The following is a 23,658-nucleotide window of genomic DNA, read 5'->3' as shown; positions in this document are numbered from 1 at the left end:
GGTTTAAAAAACAAACAGCTAAAAAATGTGAAGTGTTAGGGGTGAGGAGTGAGGTGAGGAGTGAGGTGAGGAGTGAGACGCCTTGCCCCTCACCCCTCACCCCTCACAACAGAATCAGCAGTAACCGTAGTTCATCAAACGCTGGTAACGCTGTTCCAGCAGGGTGTCGGTATCCAGCTGATCCAGATCGTTCAGATCGGTGATCAGCCGCGCTTTCAGGTTTTCGGCCATGTGCTGCGGATTGCTGTGGGCGCCGCCCATCGGCTCTTCCACCACGTTGTCGATCAGCTTCAGCTCGTGAATGCGGCTTGCCGTAATGCCCATGGCTTCGGCGGCCAGCGAGGCCTTGTCGGCACTCTTCCACAGAATGGAGGCACAGCCTTCGGGCGAGATCACCGAATAGGTGGAATACTGCAGCATGTTGACCCGGTCACCCACGCCAATGGCCAAAGCGCCGCCGGAGCCGCCTTCGCCGATCACGGTACAGATGATGGGGGTCTTGAGACCGGCCATGACTTTCAGGTTACGGGCAATGGCTTCAGACTGGCCACGCTCTTCGGCACCCACACCCGGGTAGGCGCCGGGGGTGTCGATAAAGGTCAGGATCGGCATCTTGAAGCGCTCGGCCATTTCCATCAATCGCAGCGCCTTGCGGTAACCTTCGGGGCGGGGCATACCGAAGTTGCGCTTGATCTTCTCTTTGGTTTCACGGCCTTTCTGCTGGCCAATCACCATCACGGGGCGACCTTCGAAGCGGGCAACGCCACCGACAATGGCCTTGTCATCCGCATAGGCGCGGTCACCGGCCAGCTCGTCGAATTCACCAAACATCATCTCGAGATAATCGAGGGTGTAAGGGCGACGCGGATGGCGGGCCAGCTGGGAGATCTGCCAGGGGCCCAGGTTGTTGAAGACCTTTTTGGTGAGCTCGTCGCGCTTGATTTCCAGACGCTTGATATCTTCACCCAGGTCGATCTCCATTTCGCCTTCACTGACATGGCGAAGTTCTTCAATCTGGGCCTGCAGCTCGGCAATCGGTTGTTCAAAATCCAGGAAATGGTGGCTCATCAAAGATACCTTCTATTCAAAAATTAGTTCGACTTTATCCTGACCCAGCAACTGCTTCAACGACGCCAGCATCTGGTCGGTGGGGGTTACCCGCCACTCGGTGCCCAGAGTCAGCTGCGCCCGCGCTCCTGGTCGGCAATAGGTCACTCGAACAGGACAGACTCCCGCCCGCACGGGGGTGAGTATGTCCAGCAATTGGGTAAAAAAGTCCTGATCTACCTGACTTTTATCGATGTTCAACGCCAAACCACGAGCAAAGCGCTCGCGGGCGTCACTGATATCAAGCACTTCTCGTGCCGACATTTTAAGGCCGCCGGAGAAGTCATCAAAGCTGACCTGTCCGCTGATGACCAGGATTTTATCCTTTTCCAGCAAAGACTCATAGCGTTCCAGTGCTTCCGAGAACAGGGTCACGTCCAGGCGGCCGGATCTGTCGTCCAGGGTAAGGATGCCCATGCGGTTGCCCCGCTTGGTGGTCATCACCCGGGCGGCAATCACCAAGCCGGCGGCGGTGGTGGTTTTATCGCGACTGGTGGCCTGCAATTCTATCAGCCGCCCCGTGGTGTAATGGCGCAGCTCTTTGGCATACTGGTTGATCGGGTGCCCGGTCAGATACAGCCCCAGGGTGTCCCGTTCGCCGTCCAGCCAGACGTTGTCGGGCCAGGCCGGCACATCCACGAAGGCATGCTCTATGTGCGCTTCTTCCACCAGCACGCCGAACATGTCGCTCTGACCCAGTGACTCGGCCCTGGCATGCTGCTCCGCCGCCTTCATCGCCTCGGTCAGGGTCGCCATCAGCGAAGCCCGATGCGGGCCCAGCCGGTCCATGGCACCGGACAGGATCAGCTTTTCCATCACCCTTTTGTTCAGCTTTTTCAGATCGACCCGGTTGCAGAAGTCGAACAGATCACGGAACGCACCGCCCTGCTCTCTCGCCGCCAGAATCGAGTCTATCGGTGCCTCACCCACGCCCTTGATGGCGCCGATGCCGTAGACGATATGGCCGTCTTCGTTAACGGTGAAGCGATAACGGCCGGAATTGACGTCCGGCGGCAGCAAGTTCAGCCCCATGCGCTGGCATTCGTCGACCAGGGTCACCACCTTGTCGGTGTTGTCCATGTCGGCGGTCATTACCGCTGCCATAAACTCGGCCGGGTAGTGGGTTTTCAGCCACAGGGTCTGGTACGACACCAGGGCGTAGGCGGCGGAGTGGGATTTGTTGAAGCCGTAGCCAGCAAACTTTTCCACCAGATCGAAGATCTTGATCGCCAGTTCGCCATCGATGCCGTTTTCTGTCGCCCCGGCCTCGAAACCGGCACGCTGCTTGGCCATTTCTTCCGGCTTTTTCTTGCCCATGGCCCGGCGTAACAGATCCGCGCCGCCGAGCGAATAGCCTGCCAGCACCTGGGCGATTTGCATCACCTGCTCTTGATAGAGAATGATGCCGTAGGTGGGCTCCAGAATCGGCTTGAGTGACTCGTGCTGCCAGGTGGCATCCGGGTAAGACACCGCCTCGCGACCGTGCTTACGGTCGATGAAGTTGTCTACCATGCCCGACTGAAGCGGCCCGGGCCGGAACAGCGCCACCAGGGCGATCATATCTTCGAACGAGTCGGGCTGCAGCCGCTTGATCAGATCCTTCATGCCGCGGGATTCGAGCTGGAACACCGCCGTGGTTTCGAAGCGCTTCAGTACCTTGAACGAAGCCTGATCCGTCATGGGAATGGCGGCGATGTCGACCGGGGGCTTGCCTTCTTTCGCCAGCCTGGGGTTAATCATGCCCAGCGCCCAGTCGATGATGGTCAGGGTACGCAGGCCGAGGAAATCGAACTTCACCAGACCCGCTTCTTCCACATCGTTCTTGTCGAACTGGGTGACCGGGTTGCGGCCGTGCTCGTCGCAATAGAGCGGCGAGAAGTCGGTGATGCGGGTGGGTGCTATCACCACACCCCCGGCGTGCTTGCCGGCGTTACGGGTCACCCCTTCCAGCGCCCGCGCCATGTCGATCAGCGCCTTGACCTCTTCGTCCTGATCGTACATTTCGGGCAGCTTGGGCTCGACCTCGAAGGCCTTGGCCAGGGTCATGCCCGGATCCGGCGGTATCAGCTTGGAGATGCGATCGACAAAACCGTAAGGGTGGCCCAGCACCCGACCCACGTCGCGTACCACCGCCTTGGCGGCCATGGTGCCGAAGGTGATGATCTGGCTTACCGCGTCCCGGCCATACAGCTCGGCCACGTGGTCGATCACCTCGTCGCGTCGGTCCATGCAGAAGTCGATATCGAAGTCGGGCATCGACACCCGCTCCGGATTCAGGAAGCGTTCGAACAGCAGATCGAATTCGAGCGGATCCAGGTCGGTGATCTTGAGCGCATAGGCCACCAAGGATCCGGCGCCCGAGCCCCGACCGGGACCGACCGGAATGCCGTTATCCTTGGACCACTGGATAAACTCCATCACGATCAGGAAGTAACCGGGAAAGCCCATCTGGTTGATCACTTCCAGCTCGATCTTCAGTCGCTCGTCGTACTCGCCCCGTTTTTCGGCACGCACGGCCGGATCGGGAAACAGAAACGCCAGTCGCTCTTCCAGCCCGTCTTGCGAGCATTTGACCAGAAAGTCTTCGATGCTCATGTCGCCGGTAGGAAAGTCCGGCAAAAAGTACTCACCCAGCCGCACCGTCACGTTACAGCGCTTGGCGATCTCCACGCTGTTTTCCAGCGCCTCGGGAATGTCGGCAAACAGCTCGACCATCTCGGCCGGGCTTTTCAGGTACTGTTCCGGGCTGTAACGCCGGGGGCGGCGCTTGTCGTCCAGGGTGTAACCGTCGTGAATGGCCACCCGGATCTCGTGGGCGTCGAAGTCGCTTTTATCGAGAAACACCACCTCGTTGGTGGCCACCACCGGCAGGCCGTCGCGCTCGGCCACCGCCACCGCCATGTGCAGGTAGCTTTCTTCGTCCGGTCGCTCGGTTCGTTGCAGCTCCAGGTAATAACGATCCGGAAAATGCTGCCGGTAAAAACCGAGACACTGGCTGACCAGCGCCTCGTTGCCCTTGAGCAGGCCGATGCCCACATCGCCTTCGCGCCCGCCGGACAGCACGATAATGCCTTCGCTGAACTCGGCCAGCCAGGCCTTGTCCACCAGCGGCCGATGCTGTACGTGACCGCGCTCGTAGGCCTTGGAAATAATGCGGGTAATGCTCTGGTAGCCGGTATTGTCCATCGCCAGCAGGGTGAGGCGAAACAGCTGTTCGCCCAGCTCGTCGCTCTGTACCCAGATATCGGTGCCGACGATGGGCTTGAGCCCCTTGCGGTGCGCATCGCCGTAAAAGCGGACCAGGCCGCAGAGGTTCATCTGATCGGTCAGCGCCAGCGCCGGATAGCCCAGCTCGCTCGCGCGCTGGTTGATGGGGCCGATTTTGGCCACCCCATCCACCATGGAAAAGTCCGAGTGAATGCGCAGATGGACGAAAGGCGTACTCATTTGCCAGCCGCCGCTAAGTCATTGCCGGCAGCCAGCAGCGCCGCCACCGGCTTGAAGCTGCAACGGTATTCCGGCAGCACGCCATGCTCGGCCAGCGCCGCCAGGTGATCCCTGGTCGGATAGCCCTTGTGGCGGGCAAAGCCGTACTGGGGGTGCAAGGCATCCAGCGCGATCATCTCCTGATCCCGCGCCACCTTGGCCAGAATGGAGGCGGCACTGATTTCGGCCACCCGGCTGTCGCCCTTGACCACCGCCTGAGATGGCATCGGCAGGCTGGGGCAGCGATTACCGTCGATAAACACGAAGCCGGGTTGCACGGCGAGTGCCGCCACCGCCCGGCTCATGGCCAGCATGGTGGCCTGCAGAATATTCAGCTCGTCGATTTCGGCCGGCGAGCAGCGACCGATGGCCCAGGCCAGGGCGCGTTCGCGAATAAGTGGCGCCAGCAACTCGCGTTTTTTCTCGCTCAGTTTCTTGGAATCATTGAGACCGGGAATGGGGTTATTCGGGTCCAGGATCACCGCGGCGGTGACCACATCGCCGACCAGCGGGCCGCGGCCCACTTCATCGACGCCCGCCACCAGCACGCCCTGGGGATAAACGATGTCTGTCATATCATGTTTGTCATATTCTATTGGCCAGTTCCAGCACCGCCAGCGCGGCCTGCTCGTCGGCGTTACAGCGAATTTTTTTATGCAGTTGGGTAAATTGCGCCACCAAGCTACTGGTGTCGTTGTCCAGCAACTTGCCGACTTCGTCCACGATATGGCCGGGCGTGCATTCATGTTGAATCAGCTCGCTCACCAGCATTTGATCCGCCAGCAGGTTGGGCAGTGAGGCATAGGCGGTATGCACCAGCTTGTTGGCCAGCCAGTAGCTGACCGGCTTGAACCTGTAGCCCACCACCATCGGCTTCTTGGCCAGCATTGCCTCCAGGGTGGCGGTGCCGGATGCCAGCAGAATCACATCGGCGGCGGTCATCACATCCCGCCCCCGGCCTTCGATCAGGGTGATATCGAGATGGGGCGCCACCTGCTGCTTGATGGCCATAAACTCTTCACGCCGTTTGGCACTGACCAGCGGCACCACAAATTCCAGCTCGGGGTGGCGCACCTTGAGCTGTTTGCAGGCTTCCAGATACACGGGGCTGAGCAGGGTCACTTCCGCATGCCGGCTGCCGGGCAACAGGGCCAGGTAACGGCCATCGGGCTTGAGGCCCAGCCGCTCGCGCGCGCCTTGAGTGTCGGGCACCAGCGGCATTTGATCGGCCAGGGTATGGCCGATGAAGCGACAAGGGGCATCGAAACGGTCGTAGAAGGCTTTTTCAAACGGCAGAAAGGCCAGCACCATGTCGGTGGCGGCCTTGATCTTGTGAATTCGGTTTTGCCGCCAGGCCCATACCGAGGGGCTGACGTAATGCAGGGTGGCAATGCCACTCTTGCGTAATTTAAGTTCGACACCGATGTTGAAGTCCGGGGCGTCGATGCCCACGAACACGTCGGGCGGATTCTCGATGAAGTGGCGAATGATCTGCTTGCGAATGGTCAGAATACGCGGCAGTCGGCCCAACACCTCGACCAGCCCCATCACCGCCAACTCCTCCATCTCGAACAGGGCGGTACAGCCCTCGGCCACCATCTGGGGGCCGGCGATGCCTTCGAACACCGCATTCGGATGGCGCGCCCGCAGCTCGCGAATCAGACCGGCGCCCAGGGTGTCGCCGGACACTTCGCCGGCGACGATACCGATACGCAGGGGGCGAGCCTCAGGCACGAATGATACCGCGCTCGTTTTGCTTGAGAAACTCGACCATGATGCCCACTTCCGGCTGCTGCTGGTTCAGCGCTTCCAGCTCGGGAATCACTTCGTCCACGGTTTTTCCGCTTCTGAAAATGATCTTGTAGGCTTTCTTGATGGCCGAAATCCCCTCGGGGGAAAAGCCTCGACGGCGCAAACCCTCGGAGTTCACGCCGAACGGCTTGGCGTAGAGACCGGCGGCCATCACATAGGGCGGCACGTCCTTGTTCAGCGCGGCACAGCCGGCGATAAAGGCGTGGCTGCCGACCCGGCCAAACTGGTGAATGGCGGCATGACCGCCGAAGATCACGTGCGAGCCGATGTGCACATGGCCCGCCAGGGTGGCGTTGTTGGCAAAGATGCAATCGTCACCGATGCGACAGTCGTGCGCCACGTGCACGTTCACCATGAACAGGTTGCGGCTGCCGACCCGGGTCAGGCTTTCATCCTGACTGGTGCCCCGGTGAAAAGTGCAGGACTCGCGAATCACGTTATCGTCGCCGATTTCCAGCACGGTACGCTCGCCGGCGTATTTCTTGTCCTGGCAGTCTTCTCCGATGGAGCAAAACTGAAAGATGCGATTACGCTGGCCGATACGGGTGGGCCCCTTGATCACCACATGGGGGCCTATCCAGCAGTCGTCGCCGATTTCCACTTCCGGGCCAATCAGGGTCCAGGGGCCGATTTCGACCCCCTTGCCGATTTTGGCGTCCGGATGGACGATGGCGGTTTCATGAATTACTGCACTTGGCTCTATCACACTCAACCCTCGCGTTTGGCACACATCAGTTCGGCGGTACAGACCACTTCGCCGTCGACGGTGGCAACACCGGTAAATTTGGCGATACCACGACGTTCTTTAAGATAGACCACGTCCAGCACCAGCTGGTCTCCCGGCACCACGGGGCGCTTGAAGCGGGCGTTGTCGATAGAGGCGAAATAATACAGCTCGTTGGGCTTGGGCTTGCCCACCATCTTGAACGCCAGAATGCCGGTGGCCTGGGCCATGGCTTCCAGGATCAATACCCCCGGAAACACCGGCTTGTTCGGAAAATGGCCGGTGAACATCGGCTCGTTGAAAGACACATTCTTGATGCCTCTCAGGGTCTTGCGCTCAGGGCTAATTTCATAATGTGCCACCTTGTCTACCATCAAAAACGGGTAGCGGTGCGGCAGCAGTTCCAGAATTTCCTGGATATCCAACTGATTCTGTTCGTTATTCAGTTCATTGTTCAAAATGTAACCCTACCAATTTTGCTTAATTTTTTTTGTCTGACTGCTTTTCAAGCCGGTTTAACCGCTTGTGCATATCGTCGATGCGCATCACCCGCGCCGCCGTTTTACGCCATTCTTTATTGGGCTGCAACGGAATACCGGAAGAATAGAGACCCGGCTCGGTAATGGGCCGCATTACCATGCTCATGCCGGTGATGGTCACTCCATCACAGATCTCGATGTGACCATTGATCACCACGGCGCCGCCAATAATACAATATTTACCGACTTTGAGACTACCCGCCATCACGGTACCACCGGCAATGGCGGTGCCGTAACCGATGCTGACGTTATGGGCAACCTGGCACAGATTGTCGATTATCACATTATCGGCAATGCAAGTATCGCCCAATGCACCGCGGTCTATGGTGGTGCCGGCGCCAATTTCGACCCGGTTACCGATAATCACGGTCCCCAGCTGCGGAATCTTGACCCACTCGCCCTTGTTGTTGGCATAACCGAAGCCGTCGCCGCCAATGATAGCACCCGACTGCACCAGGCAGCGTTCGCCCAGCTCGACTCTATGGTACAGAGTCACGTTGGCCCACAGGCGGCTGTTGGCGCCGAGACGAGCGCCTTTGCCGATAAAGCAACCGGCGCCAATCACCACGCCATCTCCCAGCACCACCCCGGATTCGATCACCGCATTGGCACCGATGGCCACGCCTTCCCCCAGAGTGACATCGTCGGCAATCACCGCCGTGGGATGAATATCCACCGCCGGTTGCGGCGTGGTGTCCAGCGCCTGGGCGGCCAGGGCAAAGCCCAGATACGGGTCGGTCATCACCAGGCTGGCCACCGGGCACAGTGCCTGATCGGCACTCGTGACGATCACCGCCCCGGCCCTGGTGTTTTTCAGCAGGGAGTGATACTTGCTGTCCGACAAAAAGGCCACCTCGTCCGGGCCTGCCTTGTCCAGAGTGTTGACCCGACGAATAACCCGACTCGGGTCACCCTTGAGTTCGGCATTCAGCTGCCGGGCCAGTTCCTGTAACGTGATCTCTTGCAACCTACTAGTCATAATCAAATACTCATCAAAACCGGGCTTTACTTGCTGACCTTGCCGATCACCTGTTTGGTGATATCGAGGGCCGGTGAAACATAGACGACGGCGCCCCGCTCGATCACCAGATCCAGCCCCCTGGCCCTGGTGATCTCGTCGATGGCGGTTTGAATACGCGCCAGCATTTTCTTGCGCTCTTCGCTCTCGCGGCGAGCCTGATCTTCTTCAAGCTTGCGACGCTTCTGCACATAGGCGCTCTGCATTTCGTTCAGCTTTTTCTGGGCCTCGGCCTTTTGCTGATCGTTCATGAACGCCATGTCCTTTTGCTGCTTTTCAATAAAGCTGCGGCCATCGGCTTCCATTTTCTGCACTTCCTTGACCCGGGCACCAAACTCGCTTTCCAGTTGCCTGGCCACCGCCTGACGCTGGGGCATGTTCTGGAAGACGGCACCGGTGTCTACCACCGCAATCTTGCCACTTTGGGCATGAGCCAGAGTCGCGGTCAGCATCAGGGCCAGTACGCCCATCATTTTCATCATCTGTTTCAAGGTAAGCTCCTGTTTAAGTAAATGTGAGGAGTGAGGTGTGAGGGGAAACCCCTGCCCCCCCACCCAGCCTCCCCCTGGCGAAAACCTGCCGTGATATCTGTATCCCCGCTGCCAAGGGGGAGGAGCAGAACGGCGCCGCCTTTTACAATCGACGCCATACGGTTCCCTCCCCTTTAACCTCATCCCTGCAGAATAACGGCGGGGTGCAACGCAAGGGGAGGGTCAGGGTGGGGTTACTGTACTTCCCTCACCTCTAACACCTCACCCCTAACGGGGTTTAAAACGTCCGGCCGATGTTGAAGTTGAACACCTCGGTACGGTCGCCTTCCACTTCTTTCAGCGGGCTGGCGAGCGAGAACACCAGCGGGCCCAGCGGTGACAGCCATTGCATGCTGACGCCGGCGGAGGCGCGAATGTTGGACGGATCGCCGAAGTCGTAGATCAGGTCGCATTGGCTTACACAGTTAGCGGCATAGTCCGCCGAGAAATTGGTGTTCCACACGCTACCTACGTCCATGAACACGCTGGTACGCAGCGAGCGTTGCAGATCTTCACCGGCGAACGGCGTGGGCACGATCAGCTCGGCCGAGGCCGCCACCAGGGCGTTGCCGCCGATGGTGCTGTCGTCGCCTTCAAATTTGCCATTTCTTTCATATACAGCCCGCGGGCCCACCGAGTTGCTCTTGAAGCCACGCAGGGTGCTGAAGCCACCGGCGTAGTAATTCTCGAAGAAAGGCAGGCCCTGGCTGCCGTTGGTGGCATCGCCGTAACCGTCACCGTAAGAGGCGCGGAACTTGCCGGTCAGCACCCAGTTATGCTCGCGGTCGAGCGGGAAGTAATGGGCATCGTCGAAGCTGGTCTTGTAATACTGCAGATCCGAGCCGGGTACCGTTACCTTGAGCGACAGGTTCTGGCGATTACCGGCGGTGGGGAAGTAACCCCGGTTCAGGGTATTGCGGGTCCAGCCGGCGGTGACATCGAAGGTATTGAAGCTGATTTCATCGTTCGCAGACACATTCTCGCCATGCAGTCTCCAGAAGTCGTCCAGCTGCACATAGCTGTCGCTCGGCTTGCCCAGGCTGTTGTGCTCGAAGCCGGCACTGAAGTTCAGCCGGTTGTCTTCGTCAATCGGGAAGCCGCTCAGGGCACGAACGCCATAGAGGGTGCTGTCGTAATCGGCCAGGTTGGCGTCGTCGGCTTCAAACTGACGGTAATAGAGTCGGCCACCGAGGCTGACACCATCGACGGTGAAGTAAGGGTCGGTGTACTCCAGCGACACATCCTTGGAGTAGTCGTTCATCTGGGAGTTGATGCCCACCCGGTTGCCGGTACCGAGGAAGTTGTCCTGCTGCAGGCCCGCCTGAATGCTGAAACCGGAGTCGGTACCGAAGCCGATGCCGAAGTTGATGGAGCCGGCCGGCTGCTCCTTGACGTTGACGTCCAGATCCACCTGATCGTCTTCACCGGGAATGCGGCGGGTTTCCACCTCGACGGTTTCGAAGAAACCCAACCGGTTCAGGCGGGTACGGGATTGCTCCACGTCTTCGGTTGACAGCCGGGCGCCTTCCATCTGGCGCATTTCACGGCGCAGCACCTCGTCTTTGGTGATGGTGTTACCGCCGAAGTTGATGCGGCGCACATAGACCCGGTTACCCGGATCGATATTGACCACCAGCTCCACTTTCTTGCTGTTTTCATCGATCTGCGGAAAGGTGGCAATCTTGGGGTAGGCGTAGCCGAAGCGGCCGAGGAATTTGGACAGCACCTCTTCCATATGGGCCACATCGGCGGCGGAATAGAGATCACCGGCACGCAGTGGCACCAGCGCTTCCAGCTCGGACTGGCGGTCGATAAGATTGCCGCGCAGGTTGACGCCAGACACCGTATAGCGCTCCCCTTCGGAAACGTTGAGGGTGATATAGACCCCTTCCTTGTCCGGCGACATGGACACCTGGGTCGAGGTCACCTCGGCCTTGAGATAACCCCGATCCCGGTAGTAGGAACGCAGGGTTTCTATGTCACCGGCCAGCTTCTGCTTCTGATAGCGCTGATCGGCCATGAAGTTCCACCAGGGCACGCTGTCTGACAGCTGCAGCTGACCCAACAACTGTTCTTCGCTGAACGCCTTGTTGCCGACGATGTTGATCTGCTTGATCTCGGCGGCCGGACCTTCCACGAATTCGAATTTAAGATCGACCCGATTGCGCGGCAGCGGCGTCAGCACCGCCTTGACCTGGGCCGAGTATTTGCCCACGCCGTAGTAAAAGTCTTCCAGTCCCTGTTCGAGCGAGCTCAGGGTGGTGCGATCCAGTGGCTCGCCAATGCGTACCCCGGCCCCTTCCAGACTCTGCTTGAGCTGCTCTTCCTTGATTTCCTCGTTGCCGCTGAAGCTGATACCGGCAATGGTCGGCCGTTCGGTCACCTGTACCACCAGAATGCCGTTGTCGCGCAGCAGCTGTACATCTTCGAAGTTACCGGAGGCATACAGGCTCTTGATGGCCTCGGCCAGGCGTGCGGAGTCCACTTCTTCACCGACTCGCACCGGCAGGCTAAGCAGGGTCGCCCCCAGGGTGACCCGCTGCAGCCCCTTGACCTGAATGTCCTGCACCACAAAAGGGCTTATGCCACCCTGAGCATGGGCCAGCATACTGGCGCCCAGCAGGCAGGACGCCACCAGCGTATTTTGAACCGATCTTTTTTTAATTGCCCTTTCTTTGGCAGACCTTTCTTTAACAGACATGGTGTGACTTTATCCTTGTGTCGGTCGCCCTAGAGGCGAGCAAAATCGTTAAACAGCGCCAGTCCCATCAGCATTATCAAGAGCGCAGCGCCAATCCTGAAACCGATTTCCTGTATTTTTTCCGGTACCGGTCGTCCGGTCACCGCTTCTATCACATAAAACAGCAGGTGCCCGCCGTCGAGCACCGGCAATGGTAACAGGTTGATGATGCCGAGGTTCACGCTGACCAGCGCCATGAAACCGAGAAAATAAACCAGGCCGAACTCGGCGGTCGCGCCGGCGCCCTTGGCAATGGAAATGGGGCCGCTCAGGTTGTCTACCGAGACGATGCCGGTCAGCAGCTTACCGAGCATCTGGAAGGTCAGCACCGTCAGATCCCAGGTTCGGCTGATACCGGCGCCGATGGCCGCCAACGGGCCATAGGTGAGCTCGAAGCGATACGCTTCGTCTACCGGCAGCACCTCGGGCGCCACGCCCGCATAACCGATGACCCGGTCGCGGCTTTCACGCCGCTCCGGCGTCAGCGTCAGCGTCAGGCTTCGACCCTCACGCATCAGCTGAAGTTCCACAGGAACCTCGGGAGAAGCCTGAACCAGCGACACCAGTTGCCGCCAGTCGGCCAGCGGCTCACCATCGATGGCCTGCAGGGTATCACCTGACTGCACACCGGCCGCGGCGGCGGGGCCATTATTGACCACCTCGGCTACGGTCAGCGTGAGTTCGGGACCGACCGGCTCCAGCCCCAGGGCTCTGATCGGCGACATTTCATCCGGGTCAAACTGCCACTCGGCCAGTGGAATAATGGCCTCTCGCCGTTGCCCGGTGCCGTCGGCTACCTCGAACCGGGTTTCGTCATCACCAATACGCCCAAGCAGGGCAAAGTTGACTTCTTCCCAGGTACGCACCGCCTTGCCGTCGATGGCCAGAATTTCCATGCCCGGCGCCAGGCCGCCCTCGGCCGCCGGTGAGGATAAGGTCACATCGTTCAGCACCGGCTTGACCGCCGGCACGCCAATCAGAAACATCAGCCAGAAAGCGAAAATGGCAAAGGCAAAGTTGGCCATGGGGCCGGCAACCACGATCGCCATACGCGCCCACACCGACTTGCGGTCGAACGCCTGATCCTGCAAATGGGCAGGCACCTCATCCACCCGGCCGTCGAGCATCTTGACGTAGCCGCCGAGCGGGATCAGCGCCACCACATATTCGGTGCCGTCCTTACCCATGCGTCGCCAGATGGCCTTGCCGAAGCCGATGGAGAAGCGTTCTACCTTGACGCCGTTGCGCCGCGCCACCCAGAAGTGGCCGTACTCGTGTACCGCCACCAGAATACCGAGGGCGACAATAAAGGCGCCCAGATTCCACAGTATGTCGCCCATCATGTTTTCCTTATCGATTCTGTATCAAAGCGGTGGCACAGCGGCGTGCTGCGCCATCCAGCGCGATGATCTCGTCCAGGCTCGTCGCCCGGGTGCTGCCCAGCTGTTGCATCACAGCGTCGTTAACCGAAGCGATGGCCATAAAATCAAGCGAGCCGGCCAGAAAGGCCGCGACCGCCTCTTCATTGGCCGCATTCAGTGCCGTGGTGGCGCCCTGGCCGCTGGCACAGGCGTCGATGGCCAGCTGCAGGCAAGGGTAACGCGCCATGTCCGGCGCCATAAAGCTGAGCTCACCCAGCTTGCAGAAGTCCAGCGGTGCCACCCCGGAGGCGATGCGCGCCGGATACGCCAGCGCATGCGCTATGGGGGTCATCATATCCGGCTGGCCGAGCTGGGCCAATACCGAACCGTCCGAATACTGCACCATGGAGTGAATGACCGACTGGGGATGCACCAGCACCTCAAGCTGGCTCGGCGCGGCATTGAACAGCCAGCGCGCCTCTATGTATTCCAGCCCCTTGTTCATCATGGTGGCGGAGTCGACCGAAATTTTCGGCCCCATCGACCAGTTGGGGTGCGCCACCGCCTGAGCCGGCGTCACACCGGCCAGCTGGTTCACCGGGGTATAACGGAAGGGACCGCCGGATCCGGTAAGCAGTATCTTGCCGACCCCCGCCTCCGCCAGACTGCCCCGCCCCGGGTTTTGCTGCAACTCGGCGGGCAGGCACTGAAAAATGGCGTTGTGTTCGCTGTCTATCGGCAACAGCTCGGCACCGCTGCGATGCACCAGGTCGATGAACAGCTCGCCACTCATCACCAGCGCTTCCTTGTTGGCCAGCAAGACCCGCTTGCCACTCTTTACCGCCGCCAGGGTAGACAACAAACCGGCGGCCCCGACGATGGCGGCCATCACTGTGGTGACCTCCGGCTCGGCGGCCACCTCGCACAAGGCCTCGGCCCCGCTCAGCACCCGGGTTTTACTGCCCTGCTCCGCCAGCTGCCGACGCAGCTCCCGCGCCGCCGACTCATCCACCATCACCGCATAACGGGGCGAGAATTCCAGGCAATCGGCCAGCATGCGTGCAACCTGCCGGTGGGCGGTCAACGCAAAAACGCGAAAGCGCTCGGGGTGCCGACGCACCACCGACAGCGTGCTCTGACCGATGGAGCCGGTAGCCCCGAGTATGGTGATGAGTTCCATCAGCTTAATACCCGAACGACGACGATAAATACCGGTAGGGCGGCGGTGAGGCTGTCGATGCGATCCATGATGCCACCGTGACCCGGCAAAATGCTGCCCGAGTCCTTGATGCCCGCTTCACGCTTGAACATGCTCTCGACCAGATCGCCCAGCACGGACGCGAATACCGCCACCACGGAGGCCACCAGCAGCACCACACTTTGTTGCATCGGTAGCGCCATGGTCTGCGTGACCACCAGTGCCAGCAGGCTTGCCGCCACCACACCGCCGATCATGCCTTCTATGGTCTTGCCGGGGCTGACCCGGGGGCACAGCTTGTGCTTGCCGAACGCCTTGCCGGCAAAATAGGCACCGGTGTCGGCCACCCATACCAGCGACATCACGAACAACAGCAACCAGGCACCGAAATAGGGATTCTGTTCATATTCGTAGCTGCGCAGCGCCAGCAACGCCCAGAAAAAGGGGATCAGGCTGAACAGCGCAAACAGCGCCTTCAGCCACAACCGGCCTTGCCAGAAGGCCGCGCTGCGCGGGTACACCAACACCAGCACCAGCGACATCAGCCACCAGACGGCGCCGGCGCCGAGCACCAGCGCGACGGTATCATTCAGATCCGGACGCCAGACCTGATCGATCGGCACCATGGCCATCAGCCCAATCAATACCAGGGCCAGCGATACCATCACCACATTGGCCTTGCGCGGATCGATAAAACGCCCCCACTCCCGGCCCGCCAGCAAAAAGACACCGCCGGCAAAGAGCGTAAAGAACGGCAGCGGCAACAGAAAAATGGCGGCCAGTACCAGGGGGATCAGGCACAGGGCCGTGATGATTCTAAGCTTTAACAAGAAATATCCTCTCTTATTGAAGTGAGGGGTGAAATGTGAGGAGTGAGGGGTAAACACCTGACTCTTCACTCCTTACGCCTCAACGCTCACGTCTTTATATGTACGTAAGATCGATTTCAATCGACCAACCCAACCTGGGTGCTCCCCGTAGGGTTGAGTTCAATCGACCCACGAACGTAACATCAAATCAAAAACGGTCGAATAAATTCGACCCTACGCTGACGAACATTCCGACTACACCGTCATCCTGACGAAAGTCAGGATCTTGTGTAGTCTGCAGCAAGATACCAGAGCCGAGCCCAAGGGGAGGGAGCAAAACTATTCCCTAATCCCTATTCCCTAATCCCCAGTCCCTAATCCCTATTCCCTATTCCCCGCCCTTCTGCCAAGGCGCGAATTTGTGCGCCGGTGCAGCCGAAGCGGCGTTCCCGTGCCACAAAGGCGGCAATCGCCTCACTGAAAGCGGCTTCGTCGAAGTCGGGCCAGAGTACAGGGGTGAAGTGCAGCTCGGCGTAGGCCAGCTGCCACAGCAGAAAGTTGCTGATACGCTGCTCGCCACCGGTGCGGACCAGCAAGTCGACCTGCGCCAGGTCGGCCATGGTCATCAGGCTTCCCAGCTGGTGCTCGGTGATGTCGGCGGGGTCGAGTTTACCGGCTGCCACCTGCTCGGCTGCACGGCGACAGGCCTGGGTGATGTCCCAGCGGCCACCGTAGTTGGCGGCAATATTGAGGGTCAGCCCGGTATTGGCGGCGGTAAGCGCTTCGGCATCGGCAATTTTGCGTTGCAGATGCTCGCTGAAACCGCGGTGATCGCCGATCACCCGCAGGCGAATGTTGTTGCGGTGCAGCTTGCGAACCTCCGAGCCGAGCACGGCAATAAAGAGACTCATCAGGGCACTAACTTCATCTTCTGGCCTGCGCCAGTTTTCGCTGGAGAAGGCGAACAGGGTCAGGGCATCCAGCTTGAGCCGATAGGCAAAACTGACGGCGGCACGCACCGATTTTACACCGGCCTTGTGCCCGCTGACCCGGAACTTGCCCCGTTGTTCGGCCCAGCGGCCGTTGCCGTCCATGATGATGGCGACATGACGGGGTAGCTGAGATGGGTCGTCGAATGCTGCCATTGTTTGGCTCGCTGGCATTAAATCACTCCTGCACAAAGACAAACGCCGTGCAGGCAAGCTACACGGCGTCGGCTACTATACCTGATGTAAGTATCAGATTTCCATTAACTCTTTCTCTTTGACGGCGAGGGCTTCGTCTATCTTTTTGATATAGAGATCGGTCAGTTTCTGGATGTCGTCCTGAGCACGACGATCGTCGTCTTCGGAAATTTCCTTTTCTTTCAACAGTGCCTTGAAGTCACCGTTGGCGTCGCGACGGATATTGCGAATGGCCACCCGGCCCTGCTCGGCTTCGTGACGTACGACCTTGATCAGGTCTTTACGACGCTCTTCGGTCAGTGACGGCAACGGAATGCGGATCATGGTGCCGGTGCTGGACGGGTTAAGACCCAGATCGGAACTCATGATGGCCTTTTCTACCGCCTTGATCATGGTGCGATCGAATACCGTCACCGCCAGGGTACGGGAGTCTTCGGTGGTGATGTTGCCTACCTGCTTCAGCGGGGTAGCCGCACCGTAGTAATCCACATAAATGGTGTCCAGCAGGCTGGGATGCGCCCGGCCGGTACGAACCTTGTTCATCTGGCCCTTGAGTGACTCAAGGCTCTTTTCCATCCGCGTGTTGGCGTCGTTCTTAATCTCGTTAATCACGGTTTATATCCTTGTTTTATCGTAAGGGGTGAGATGTCAGGCGTGAGGAGTAAAACACCTCACCCCTTTTACCCTTCACCCCTCACCTGCTAATTATTTCCGGCTGATGAGGGTGCCTTCGGTTTCCCCCATCACGGCACGGCGCAACGCACCCGGCTTGTTCATGTTGAACACTCGAACCGGCAGGTTATGATCCCGGGCCAGGGTAAAGGCGGCCAGATCCATCACCTTGAGTTCGCGATCCAGTACATCATCATAATCCAGCTGACTGTACAGCTCGGCATCCGGGTTTTTCATCGGATCTTCACTGTAGACGCCGTCCACCTTGGTGGCCTTCAATACTACGTCGGCTTCAATTTCAATGCCACGCAAACAGGCGGCAGAATCGGTGGTGAAGAAAGGATTGCCGGTACCGGCAGAGAAAATCACCACGCGGCCCTTGCGCAGCAAGCTGATGGCATCGGCCCAGTTATAAGGGTCGCACACGCCTTCCAGAGTAATAGCAGACATCAGACGGGCATTCACATAAGCACGGTGCAGGGCATCGCGCATGGCCAGCCCATTCATCACGGTGGCCAACATACCCATGTGGTCGCCCACCACGCGGTTCATACCCGCCTGGGCCAGGCCCGCACCGCGAAACAGGTTGCCGCCGCCAATCACCAGGCCGACCTGAACACCCAGTTCAACCAGTTCTTTGATTTCCTGAGCCATACGTTCGAGTACGGCGGGGTCAATACCAAAGCCTTCTTCACCTTGCAGCGCTTCGCCGCTCAGTTTAAGAAGAATGCGTCTGTATGCGGGTTTAGGATTGGTACTCATGCTTTTCTATTCCTGGTCATAGAAAGACCGCGACACAAGTCGCGGTCTGGATAGCACTAACAACGGCGGGAATTAACCCTTGGAAGCAGCGATTTGTGCCTGAACTTCGGCAGCGAAATCTTCTTCTTTCTTCTCGATGCCTTCACCCACTTCAAAGCGGACAAAACCGATGGCATCGGCGCCGGCCTGCTTGAGGCGCTCGGCAACAGAGATAGAAGGATCCTTAACGAAGGGCTGACCGGTCAGAGAGATTTCACCGGTGAACTTCTTCATGCGACCTTCAACCATCTTCTCGGCGATTTCTTTCGGCTTGCCGGAGTTGACGGCGATGTCGACCTGAATTTCGCGCTCTTTGGCCACGACTTCTTCAGACACATCTTCGGGCTTGACGAACTGCGGGTTGGAAGCAGCAACGTGCATTGCCACGTCTTTGGCCACTTCTTCGTCACCGCCTTTCAGGTTGGCGATAACGCCGATGCGGGTGCCGTGCAGGTAAGTGGTCAGGTTGTCACCTTCCACCAGCACGATACGACGCAGGCTCATGTTTTCACCGATCTTGGCGATCAGGTTGGTCAGAGTCAGCTCGACGCTTTCGCCATTTTCATACTCGGCCGCCTTCAGGGCGTCCAGGTCGTTGATTTTGTTTGCCAGCGCAATGTCGACAATCTTGTCACCGAAGGCGCGGAAACCGGCGTCTTTGGCGACAAAGTCGGTTTCGCTGTTCAGCTCGATCATCACGGCGGTGTTGCCAGCCTGACGCTGCAGGATGATACCTTCTGCGGCAATACGGCCGGCTTTCTTGGCGGCTTTGGCCTGACCGGACTTGCGCATCTCTTCGATGGCCAGTTCAATGTCGCCATTGGCTTCGGTCAGGGCTTTTTTACAATCCATCATGCCAGCGCCAGTGCGCTCACGCAGTTCTTTTACCAGGGCGGCGGTAATCGTTGCCATGTCTAATTTCCTCGATCTTGGTCTACAAGAAAACAGGGGCACAAGGCCCCTGTTAACCCATTACTTTCGTATGGTTAATAAAGGCTGAAGCCTAGGCTTCGACTTTATTACTCTTCTACGACGTAGTTGTCTTCGGCTTGCACGGCCAAGTCTTGCGCACGGGCAGCAATCACGGCGTCGGCAGCGGCATTCAGGTACAGCTGGACGGCACGGATAGCGTCATCGTTACCGGGAATGATGTAATCGATGTTGTCCGGGTTAGAGTTGGTGTCAACAATCGATACTACCGGAATGCCCAGGTTGTTGGCTTCCTTGATAGCGATGTGCTCGTGGTCAGCGTCTACTACGAACAATACGTCGGGCAGACCGCCCATGTCCTTGATACCGCCCAGGGACTTCTCCAGCTTTTCCATTTCGCGAGTACGCATCAGCGCCTCTTTCTTGGTCAGCTTGTCGAAGGTACCGTCTTGAGCCTGGCTTTCCAGCTCTTTCAGGCGGCTGATGGATTGACGTACAGTCTTCCAGTTGGTCAGCATGCCACCCAACCAGCGATGGTTGACGTAGAACTGATCACACTTGGTAGCGGCTTCTTTGACGGCTTCAGAGGCTGCGCGCTTGGTACCAACAAACAGGATTTTACCCTTCTTGGAAGCCACGTTGCCCAGATAGTTCAACGCATCGTTGAACATGGGAACGGTTTTTTCCAGGTTGATGATGTGAACCCGGTTGCTGGCGCCGAAAATGAACGGCTTCATCTTGGGGTTCCAGTAACGAGTCTGGTGACCAAAGTGAACGCCGGCTTTCAGCATGTCGCGCATAGATACTTGTGCCATGATTTCCTCAAATAAGTGTATTGGGTTAGGCCTCCACACATCCCATGACTCCGACCCGAAGGCACCCTGGAGCATGTGCCGATGTGTGTGTGTATTAAGAAGGTGAATGTGTGTGATGGATAAATCTGCAGGCATGCCCGCAGATGCAACTATCACGGCGCGCTTTATACCATAAAACCGGCCCCTGCACCAGCGTTGCCGTTATTCGTCTGCAGCCTGGCTACGGCTTGACTACTGGTGGAACTTAGCGGCACTTGGCGTTACACTTTTTGTCCTTTTGTCGGCCATCCTTATCGGCCTTCCTTATTGGCATAGCCGATAGCCGCCCTGCAAGACAACGCAGCCCTGAACCGGACGCCCACCCACAGAGACGAGTTTGATGAGCATAGTCATAAAAACCCCGGAAGAAATAGAAAAAATGCGCGTAGCCGGTCGCCTGGCCGCAGACGTGCTGGAAATGATTGAACCGCACGTGCAAGCCGGCGTGACCACCGACCAGCTGAACCAGATCTGCCATGACTATATCGTGAACGAGCAGCAGGCGATTCCGGCGCCGCTGAACTATCACGGTTTTCCCAAGTCGATCTGTACCTCGGTAAACCACGTGATCTGCCACGGCATTCCGGCGGACAAGAAGCTCAAGGAAGGCGACATCATCAATATCGATATCACGGTGATCAAGGATGGCTACCACGGTGATACTTCAAAAATGTTCATGGTCGGGAAGCCCGGCATCATGGCCGAACGCCTGTGCCGGGTAACCCAGGAATGCCTGGAGCTGGGCATCAAGATGGTGAAGCACGGAGTACACCTGGGCGACATCGGTGCCGCCATTCAGCAGCACGCCGAGGCGCACAACTATTCGGTAGTGCGGGAATATTGTGGCCACGGCATCGGTGCCGAGTTCCACGAAGAGCCGCAGGTACTGCATTACGGCAAACCGGGCACCGGTGAAGTACTGCAAGCAGGCATGTGCCTGACCATAGAGCCGATGATCAACGCCGGCAAACGCCAGAGCAAGATGCTGGGCGACGGCTGGACCGTGGTGACCAAAGACCGCAGCCTCTCGGCCCAGTACGAGCACACCCTGCTGGTAACCGAAGACGGCTGCGAAGTACTGACCCTGCGCAAAGACGACAGACTGCCGCGGGTTATCAAGGCTGGCAGCTAAACTCCGGCAAGCTGTCGCGGCCCCTTCCGTCGACAAACTCTGCCCTGCAGAATAAAAAACGGCGCTGTTGATACAGCGCCGTTTTTGTTGGTATTGCACTACCTAATGGTTTGCACCGTATAAATCGGAACCTACAGATGTCGTAGGGTCGAATTTATTCGACCGACTTTAATTCTGCGATTCCCTCTTGGTCGATTGAAATCGACCCTACGATCGTTCGACGAACATTGAGCCTTTTACATCTGCGTCACTATGTCTTCGGCAAATTCGGAGCAGCTGCGCAGGGTAGCACCGTCCATTTGCCGCTCAAAGTCGTAGGTGACCGTCTTGTTGGCAATCGCCCCTTCCATGCCCTTGACGATAAGATCCGCCGCCTCGGTCCAGCCCAGGTGGCGCAGCATCATCTCGGCGGAGAGGATAAGCGACCCCGGGTTGACCTTGTCTTGCCCCGCGTACTTGGGTGCGGTGCCGTGGGTGGCTTCAAACAGGGCCACGCCGTCGCCGATATTGGCGCCGGGGGCGATGCCGATGCCGCCCACCTGGGCCGCCAGCGCATCGGAGATATAGTCGCCGTTCAGGTTCATGCAGGCAATGACATCATATTCCGCCGGGCGCAGCAGTATTTGCTGCAGGAAGGCGTCGGCAATCACGTCCTTGACCACAATTTCCTTGCCGGTGTTGGGATTTTTGAACGAACACCAGGGGCCGCCGTCAATCAATTCGGCACCGAATTCTTCTCGCGCCAGCGCATAACCCCAGTCTTTGAAGGCACCTTCGGTGAACTTCATGATGTTGCCCTTGTGCACCAGGGTCAGGGAGTCGCGGTCGTTATCGATGGCATACTGCAGGGCGGCACGCACCAGGCGCTGGGTACCGGCCTTGGAGGTCGGCTTGATGCCGATGCCGCAATCTTCGGGAAAGCGGATTTTCTGCACGCCCATGTCGTTGCGCAGAAAGTCGATCACCTTCTGGGCTTCGGGGCTGCCGGCCTGCCATTCGATACCCGCATAGATGTCTTCGCTGTTCTCGCGAAAGATCACCATGTCGGTCAGCTCGGGCTGCTTTACCGGGCTCGGGGTGCCCTGGTAATAACGCACCGGACGCAGACACACATACAGATCCAGTTGCTGGCGCAGCGCCACGTTGAGCGAACGAATGCCGCCGCCCACCGGGGTAGTGAGCGGCCCCTTGATGGCCACATGGTAATCACGAATAAGCTCGAGTGTTTCTTCCGGCAGCCAGGTGTTTTCACCGTAAACATGGGTCGACTTCTCGCCGGTATAGATTTCCATCCAGCTGATCTGCCGCTCGCCCTGATACGCCTTGGCCACGGCGGCATCGACCACCAGCTTCATCGCCGGGGTCACATCCACGCCGATGCCGTCGCCTTCGATAAAGGGAATAATGGGATGGTGGGGTACCTGCAGCTTGCCGGTGTTATCCAGGGTGATTTTTTGCCCTTCTGCCGGCACCGTTACCTGTGAAGTCATCGTGTTCTCCTGCTTGTTATTGATGGCGGTGTTCTACGCACAGCTTGCCCTCTTCCTCAGGCAGCCTCGGCAGCATAGGACAAAAAAACGGCGATAGATATTGAGCCGATCACAGTTCGACCGTGCTGCCCGTTAGCCGACAACAGCGGATTTTGTTATGCTGAAGCCCCTGTTTATCAAGACGTTTCGCATGAAAGCCAGAAAACCACGGCCCGCATCAGGTCCCAGGCCCAAGCCGGCCAGAGTTAAGCCTAAACCGGCGCCCGCCCGGCCGCCGACCACGCTGCTGTTCAACAAGCCCTATATGGTGCTGTGCCAGTTTACCGACGGCGATGGCCGCCAGACCCTGGCCGATTTTGTGAAGGTGCCCGGCGTTTATGCCGCCGGCCGGCTGGACCGGGACAGTGAAGGCCTGCTGCTGCTGACCAACGACGGCGCCCTTAATGCCCGCCTGACTCAACCCGGCCGCAAAACCGCCAAGACCTACTGGGTGCAGGTAGAAGGCGCCCCCACCGAGGCGGAGCTGGAGCCCTTGCGCCGGGGCGTAACGCTGAAGGATGGCCCTACCCTGCCCGCTCGGGTACGGCTGATGGATGCCCCGGATATCTGGCCGCGTACCCCGCCTATTCGCGAGCGGCAGAATATTCCGACCAGCTGGCTGGAAATCCAGATCATCGAGGGGCGCAACCGTCAGGTGCGGCGCATGACCGCCCATATCGGCTTTCCTACCCTGCGGCTGATCCGTTACGCCATCGGTGACTGGACCCTGGATAACCTGCCCTCGGGCCAATGGAGAAAGTTATGAGCCATCATCCCTTTGCGGTGACCCTTTGCGGTGACCCTGGCGGTGATCGTGCGTGCCGGTGATCGGTTTTTAATGGTGGAAGAATGGCAGCAGGGCCGGGTGATGTTCAACCAGCCCGCCGGCCATCTGGAACCCGGCGAAACCCTGCTCGACGGTGCCCGCCGCGAACTGCAGGAAGAAACCGGCCTAACTCTGCCGCTGGAGCAGGCGGTGGCCATCTATCAATTTGAGGCGCCGGACAACGGCACCCATTTTGTGCGCTTCACCTTTTGCACCGAGGTACCGGAGCCGCTGGCCACCCAGCCGCAGGATCCGGACGGCGATATCATTCGCTGCCACTGGCTGACCCTGGCCGAAATTGAAGCCCTCGGCGATCAGCTGCGCAGCCCGCTGATTTTGGCCTCGTTTCGCGATTACCTGGCCGGACAGCGTTTTCCGTTAAGTGCCTTGAAGCAACAAGGTTAGA

General features: G+C 58.7%; 20 protein-coding genes and 1 pseudogene. 3 read left to right on the top strand and 18 right to left on the bottom strand.

Annotated elements, in window-relative coordinates; translation table 11 throughout:
• Positions 1-114: 114 nt before the first annotated feature.
• The 17 genes from accA to rpsB all read right to left on the bottom strand — a co-directional run bounded on the left by accA (position 115) and on the right by rpsB (position 19,726).
• On the bottom strand, positions 115-1,068 hold the full coding sequence (gene accA, locus ABD827_RS06355) for an acetyl-CoA carboxylase carboxyl transferase subunit alpha (protein WP_344963378.1): 954 nt from the start codon (positions 1,066-1,068) through the stop codon (positions 115-117).
• Between the two features lie 12 nt (positions 1,069-1,080).
• Positions 1,081-4,554: a DNA polymerase III subunit alpha gene (dnaE, locus tag ABD827_RS06350; protein ID WP_344963376.1), complete on the bottom strand. Its 3,474-nt coding sequence runs from the start codon at positions 4,552-4,554 to the stop codon at positions 1,081-1,083.
• Entirely contained in the window at positions 4,551-5,168 is a 618-nt protein-coding gene (gene rnhB, locus ABD827_RS06345; protein ID WP_344963374.1) for a ribonuclease HII, read from the bottom strand. The genes dnaE and rnhB overlap by 4 nt, the downstream gene beginning before the upstream one ends.
• A gap of 10 nt (positions 5,169-5,178) precedes the next feature.
• The gene (gene lpxB, locus ABD827_RS06340) at positions 5,179-6,327 is read right to left on the bottom strand and encodes a lipid-A-disaccharide synthase (RefSeq protein ID WP_344963372.1); all 1,149 of its coding nucleotides are present in this window, start codon (positions 6,325-6,327) and stop codon (positions 5,179-5,181) included.
• On the bottom strand, positions 6,320-7,111 hold the full coding sequence (gene lpxA, locus ABD827_RS06335) for an acyl-ACP--UDP-N-acetylglucosamine O-acyltransferase (RefSeq protein WP_344963370.1): 792 nt from the start codon (positions 7,109-7,111) through the stop codon (positions 6,320-6,322). The genes lpxB and lpxA overlap by 8 nt, the downstream gene beginning before the upstream one ends.
• A 2-nt stretch (positions 7,112-7,113) precedes the next feature.
• Positions 7,114-7,575 carry a 3-hydroxyacyl-ACP dehydratase FabZ gene (gene fabZ / locus ABD827_RS06330; protein WP_071473405.1) on the bottom strand — a complete coding sequence of 154 codons (462 nt, stop codon included), beginning with the start codon at positions 7,573-7,575 and terminating at the stop codon, positions 7,114-7,116.
• 34 nt (positions 7,576-7,609) lie between these two features.
• Positions 7,610-8,635 carry a UDP-3-O-(3-hydroxymyristoyl)glucosamine N-acyltransferase gene (lpxD, locus tag ABD827_RS06325; RefSeq protein WP_344963522.1) on the bottom strand — a complete coding sequence of 342 codons (1,026 nt, stop codon included), beginning with the start codon at positions 8,633-8,635 and terminating at the stop codon, positions 7,610-7,612.
• Between the two features lie 38 nt (positions 8,636-8,673).
• Positions 8,674-9,168, bottom strand: a complete 495-nt coding sequence (locus ABD827_RS06320; protein WP_344963521.1) for an OmpH/Skp family outer membrane protein — start codon at positions 9,166-9,168, stop codon at positions 8,674-8,676.
• Between the two features lie 286 nt (positions 9,169-9,454).
• On the bottom strand, positions 9,455-11,917 hold the full coding sequence (bamA, locus tag ABD827_RS06315; protein ID WP_425567971.1) for an outer membrane protein assembly factor BamA: 2,463 nt from the start codon (positions 11,915-11,917) through the stop codon (positions 9,455-9,457).
• A 29-nt stretch (positions 11,918-11,946) separates the two neighbouring features.
• A complete protein-coding gene (rseP, locus tag ABD827_RS06310) occupies positions 11,947-13,296 on the bottom strand; it encodes a sigma E protease regulator RseP (RefSeq protein WP_344963517.1) in 1,350 nt (449 codons plus the stop codon).
• Between the two features lie 10 nt (positions 13,297-13,306).
• Complete coding sequence (ispC, locus tag ABD827_RS06305) at positions 13,307-14,497, bottom strand: 1-deoxy-D-xylulose-5-phosphate reductoisomerase (RefSeq protein ID WP_344963368.1); 1,191 nt, start codon at positions 14,495-14,497, stop codon at positions 13,307-13,309.
• Positions 14,497-15,345: a phosphatidate cytidylyltransferase gene (locus ABD827_RS06300; RefSeq protein WP_344963366.1), complete on the bottom strand. Its 849-nt coding sequence runs from the start codon at positions 15,343-15,345 to the stop codon at positions 14,497-14,499. The genes ispC and ABD827_RS06300 overlap by 1 nt, the downstream gene beginning before the upstream one ends.
• Before the next feature lie 353 nt (positions 15,346-15,698).
• A complete protein-coding gene (uppS, locus tag ABD827_RS06295; protein WP_344963364.1) occupies positions 15,699-16,469 on the bottom strand; it encodes a polyprenyl diphosphate synthase in 771 nt (256 codons plus the stop codon).
• 93 nt (positions 16,470-16,562) lie between these two features.
• On the bottom strand, positions 16,563-17,120 hold the full coding sequence (gene frr / locus ABD827_RS06290; protein ID WP_298718201.1) for a ribosome recycling factor: 558 nt from the start codon (positions 17,118-17,120) through the stop codon (positions 16,563-16,565).
• Between the two features lie 93 nt (positions 17,121-17,213).
• On the bottom strand, positions 17,214-17,942 hold the full coding sequence (gene pyrH / locus ABD827_RS06285; protein ID WP_204794428.1) for a UMP kinase: 729 nt from the start codon (positions 17,940-17,942) through the stop codon (positions 17,214-17,216).
• A gap of 72 nt (positions 17,943-18,014) precedes the next feature.
• A complete protein-coding gene (tsf, locus tag ABD827_RS06280; protein WP_344963358.1) occupies positions 18,015-18,893 on the bottom strand; it encodes a translation elongation factor Ts in 879 nt (292 codons plus the stop codon).
• A gap of 107 nt (positions 18,894-19,000) precedes the next feature.
• Positions 19,001-19,726 (bottom strand): 30S ribosomal protein S2, encoded by a 726-nt coding sequence (gene rpsB / locus ABD827_RS06275; protein ID WP_204794426.1) that lies wholly within the window; start codon positions 19,724-19,726, stop codon positions 19,001-19,003.
• Between the two features lie 379 nt (positions 19,727-20,105).
• On the opposite strand from rpsB, the gene map reads away from it, so the two are divergent.
• Positions 20,106-20,897: a type I methionyl aminopeptidase gene (map, locus tag ABD827_RS06270; protein WP_344963354.1), complete on the top strand. Its 792-nt coding sequence runs from the start codon at positions 20,106-20,108 to the stop codon at positions 20,895-20,897.
• Positions 20,898-21,133: 236 nt separating this feature from the next.
• Here map and icd read toward each other — a convergent pair whose 3' ends face one another.
• The gene (icd, locus tag ABD827_RS06265; protein ID WP_344963352.1) at positions 21,134-22,387 is read right to left on the bottom strand and encodes an NADP-dependent isocitrate dehydrogenase; all 1,254 of its coding nucleotides are present in this window, start codon (positions 22,385-22,387) and stop codon (positions 21,134-21,136) included.
• 190 nt (positions 22,388-22,577) lie between these two features.
• On the opposite strand from icd, the pseudogene rluE reads away from it, so the two are divergent.
• Both rluE and ABD827_RS06255 read left to right on the top strand, forming a co-directional pair.
• Positions 22,578-23,189, top strand: a pseudogene (gene rluE / locus ABD827_RS06260) (23S rRNA pseudouridine(2457) synthase RluE); the annotation flags it as partial.
• Between the two features lie 33 nt (positions 23,190-23,222).
• Entirely contained in the window at positions 23,223-23,657 is a 435-nt protein-coding gene (locus ABD827_RS06255) for an NUDIX hydrolase (protein WP_344963350.1), read from the top strand.
• Position 23,658 lies beyond the last annotated feature (1 nt).

Source organism: Oceanisphaera sediminis (assembly GCF_039539745.1).
GTDB lineage: Bacteria > Pseudomonadota > Gammaproteobacteria > Enterobacterales > Aeromonadaceae > Oceanimonas > Oceanimonas sediminis.
Note: the sequence above shows the minus strand (reverse complement) of the source record. Positions and strands in the feature narration are given on the sequence as shown.

Coding starts and splice junctions, on each gene's coding strand:
- accA (WP_344963378.1), bottom strand. CDS start 1,068: ATGAGCCACCATTTCCTGGATTTTGAACAACCGATTGCCGAGCTGCAG.
- dnaE (WP_344963376.1), bottom strand. CDS start 4,554: ATGAGTACGCCTTTCGTCCATCTGCGCATTCACTCGGACTTTTCCATG.
- rnhB (WP_344963374.1), bottom strand. CDS start 5,168: ATGACAGACATCGTTTATCCCCAGGGCGTGCTGGTGGCGGGCGTCGAT.
- ABD827_RS06320 (WP_344963521.1), bottom strand. CDS start 9,168: ATGATGAAAATGATGGGCGTACTGGCCCTGATGCTGACCGCGACTCTG.
- bamA (WP_425567971.1), bottom strand. CDS start 11,917: ATGTCTGTTAAAGAAAGGTCTGCCAAAGAAAGGGCAATTAAAAAAAGA.
- rseP (WP_344963517.1), bottom strand. CDS start 13,296: ATGGGCGACATACTGTGGAATCTGGGCGCCTTTATTGTCGCCCTCGGT.
- ispC (WP_344963368.1), bottom strand. CDS start 14,497: ATGGAACTCATCACCATACTCGGGGCTACCGGCTCCATCGGTCAGAGC.
- uppS (WP_344963364.1), bottom strand. CDS start 16,469: ATGGCAGCATTCGACGACCCATCTCAGCTACCCCGTCATGTCGCCATC.
- pyrH (WP_204794428.1), bottom strand. CDS start 17,942: ATGAGTACCAATCCTAAACCCGCATACAGACGCATTCTTCTTAAACTG.
- tsf (WP_344963358.1), bottom strand. CDS start 18,893: ATGGCAACGATTACCGCCGCCCTGGTAAAAGAACTGCGTGAGCGCACT.
- rpsB (WP_204794426.1), bottom strand. CDS start 19,726: ATGGCACAAGTATCTATGCGCGACATGCTGAAAGCCGGCGTTCACTTT.
- map (WP_344963354.1), top strand. CDS start 20,106: ATGAGCATAGTCATAAAAACCCCGGAAGAAATAGAAAAAATGCGCGTA.
- icd (WP_344963352.1), bottom strand. CDS start 22,387: ATGACTTCACAGGTAACGGTGCCGGCAGAAGGGCAAAAAATCACCCTG.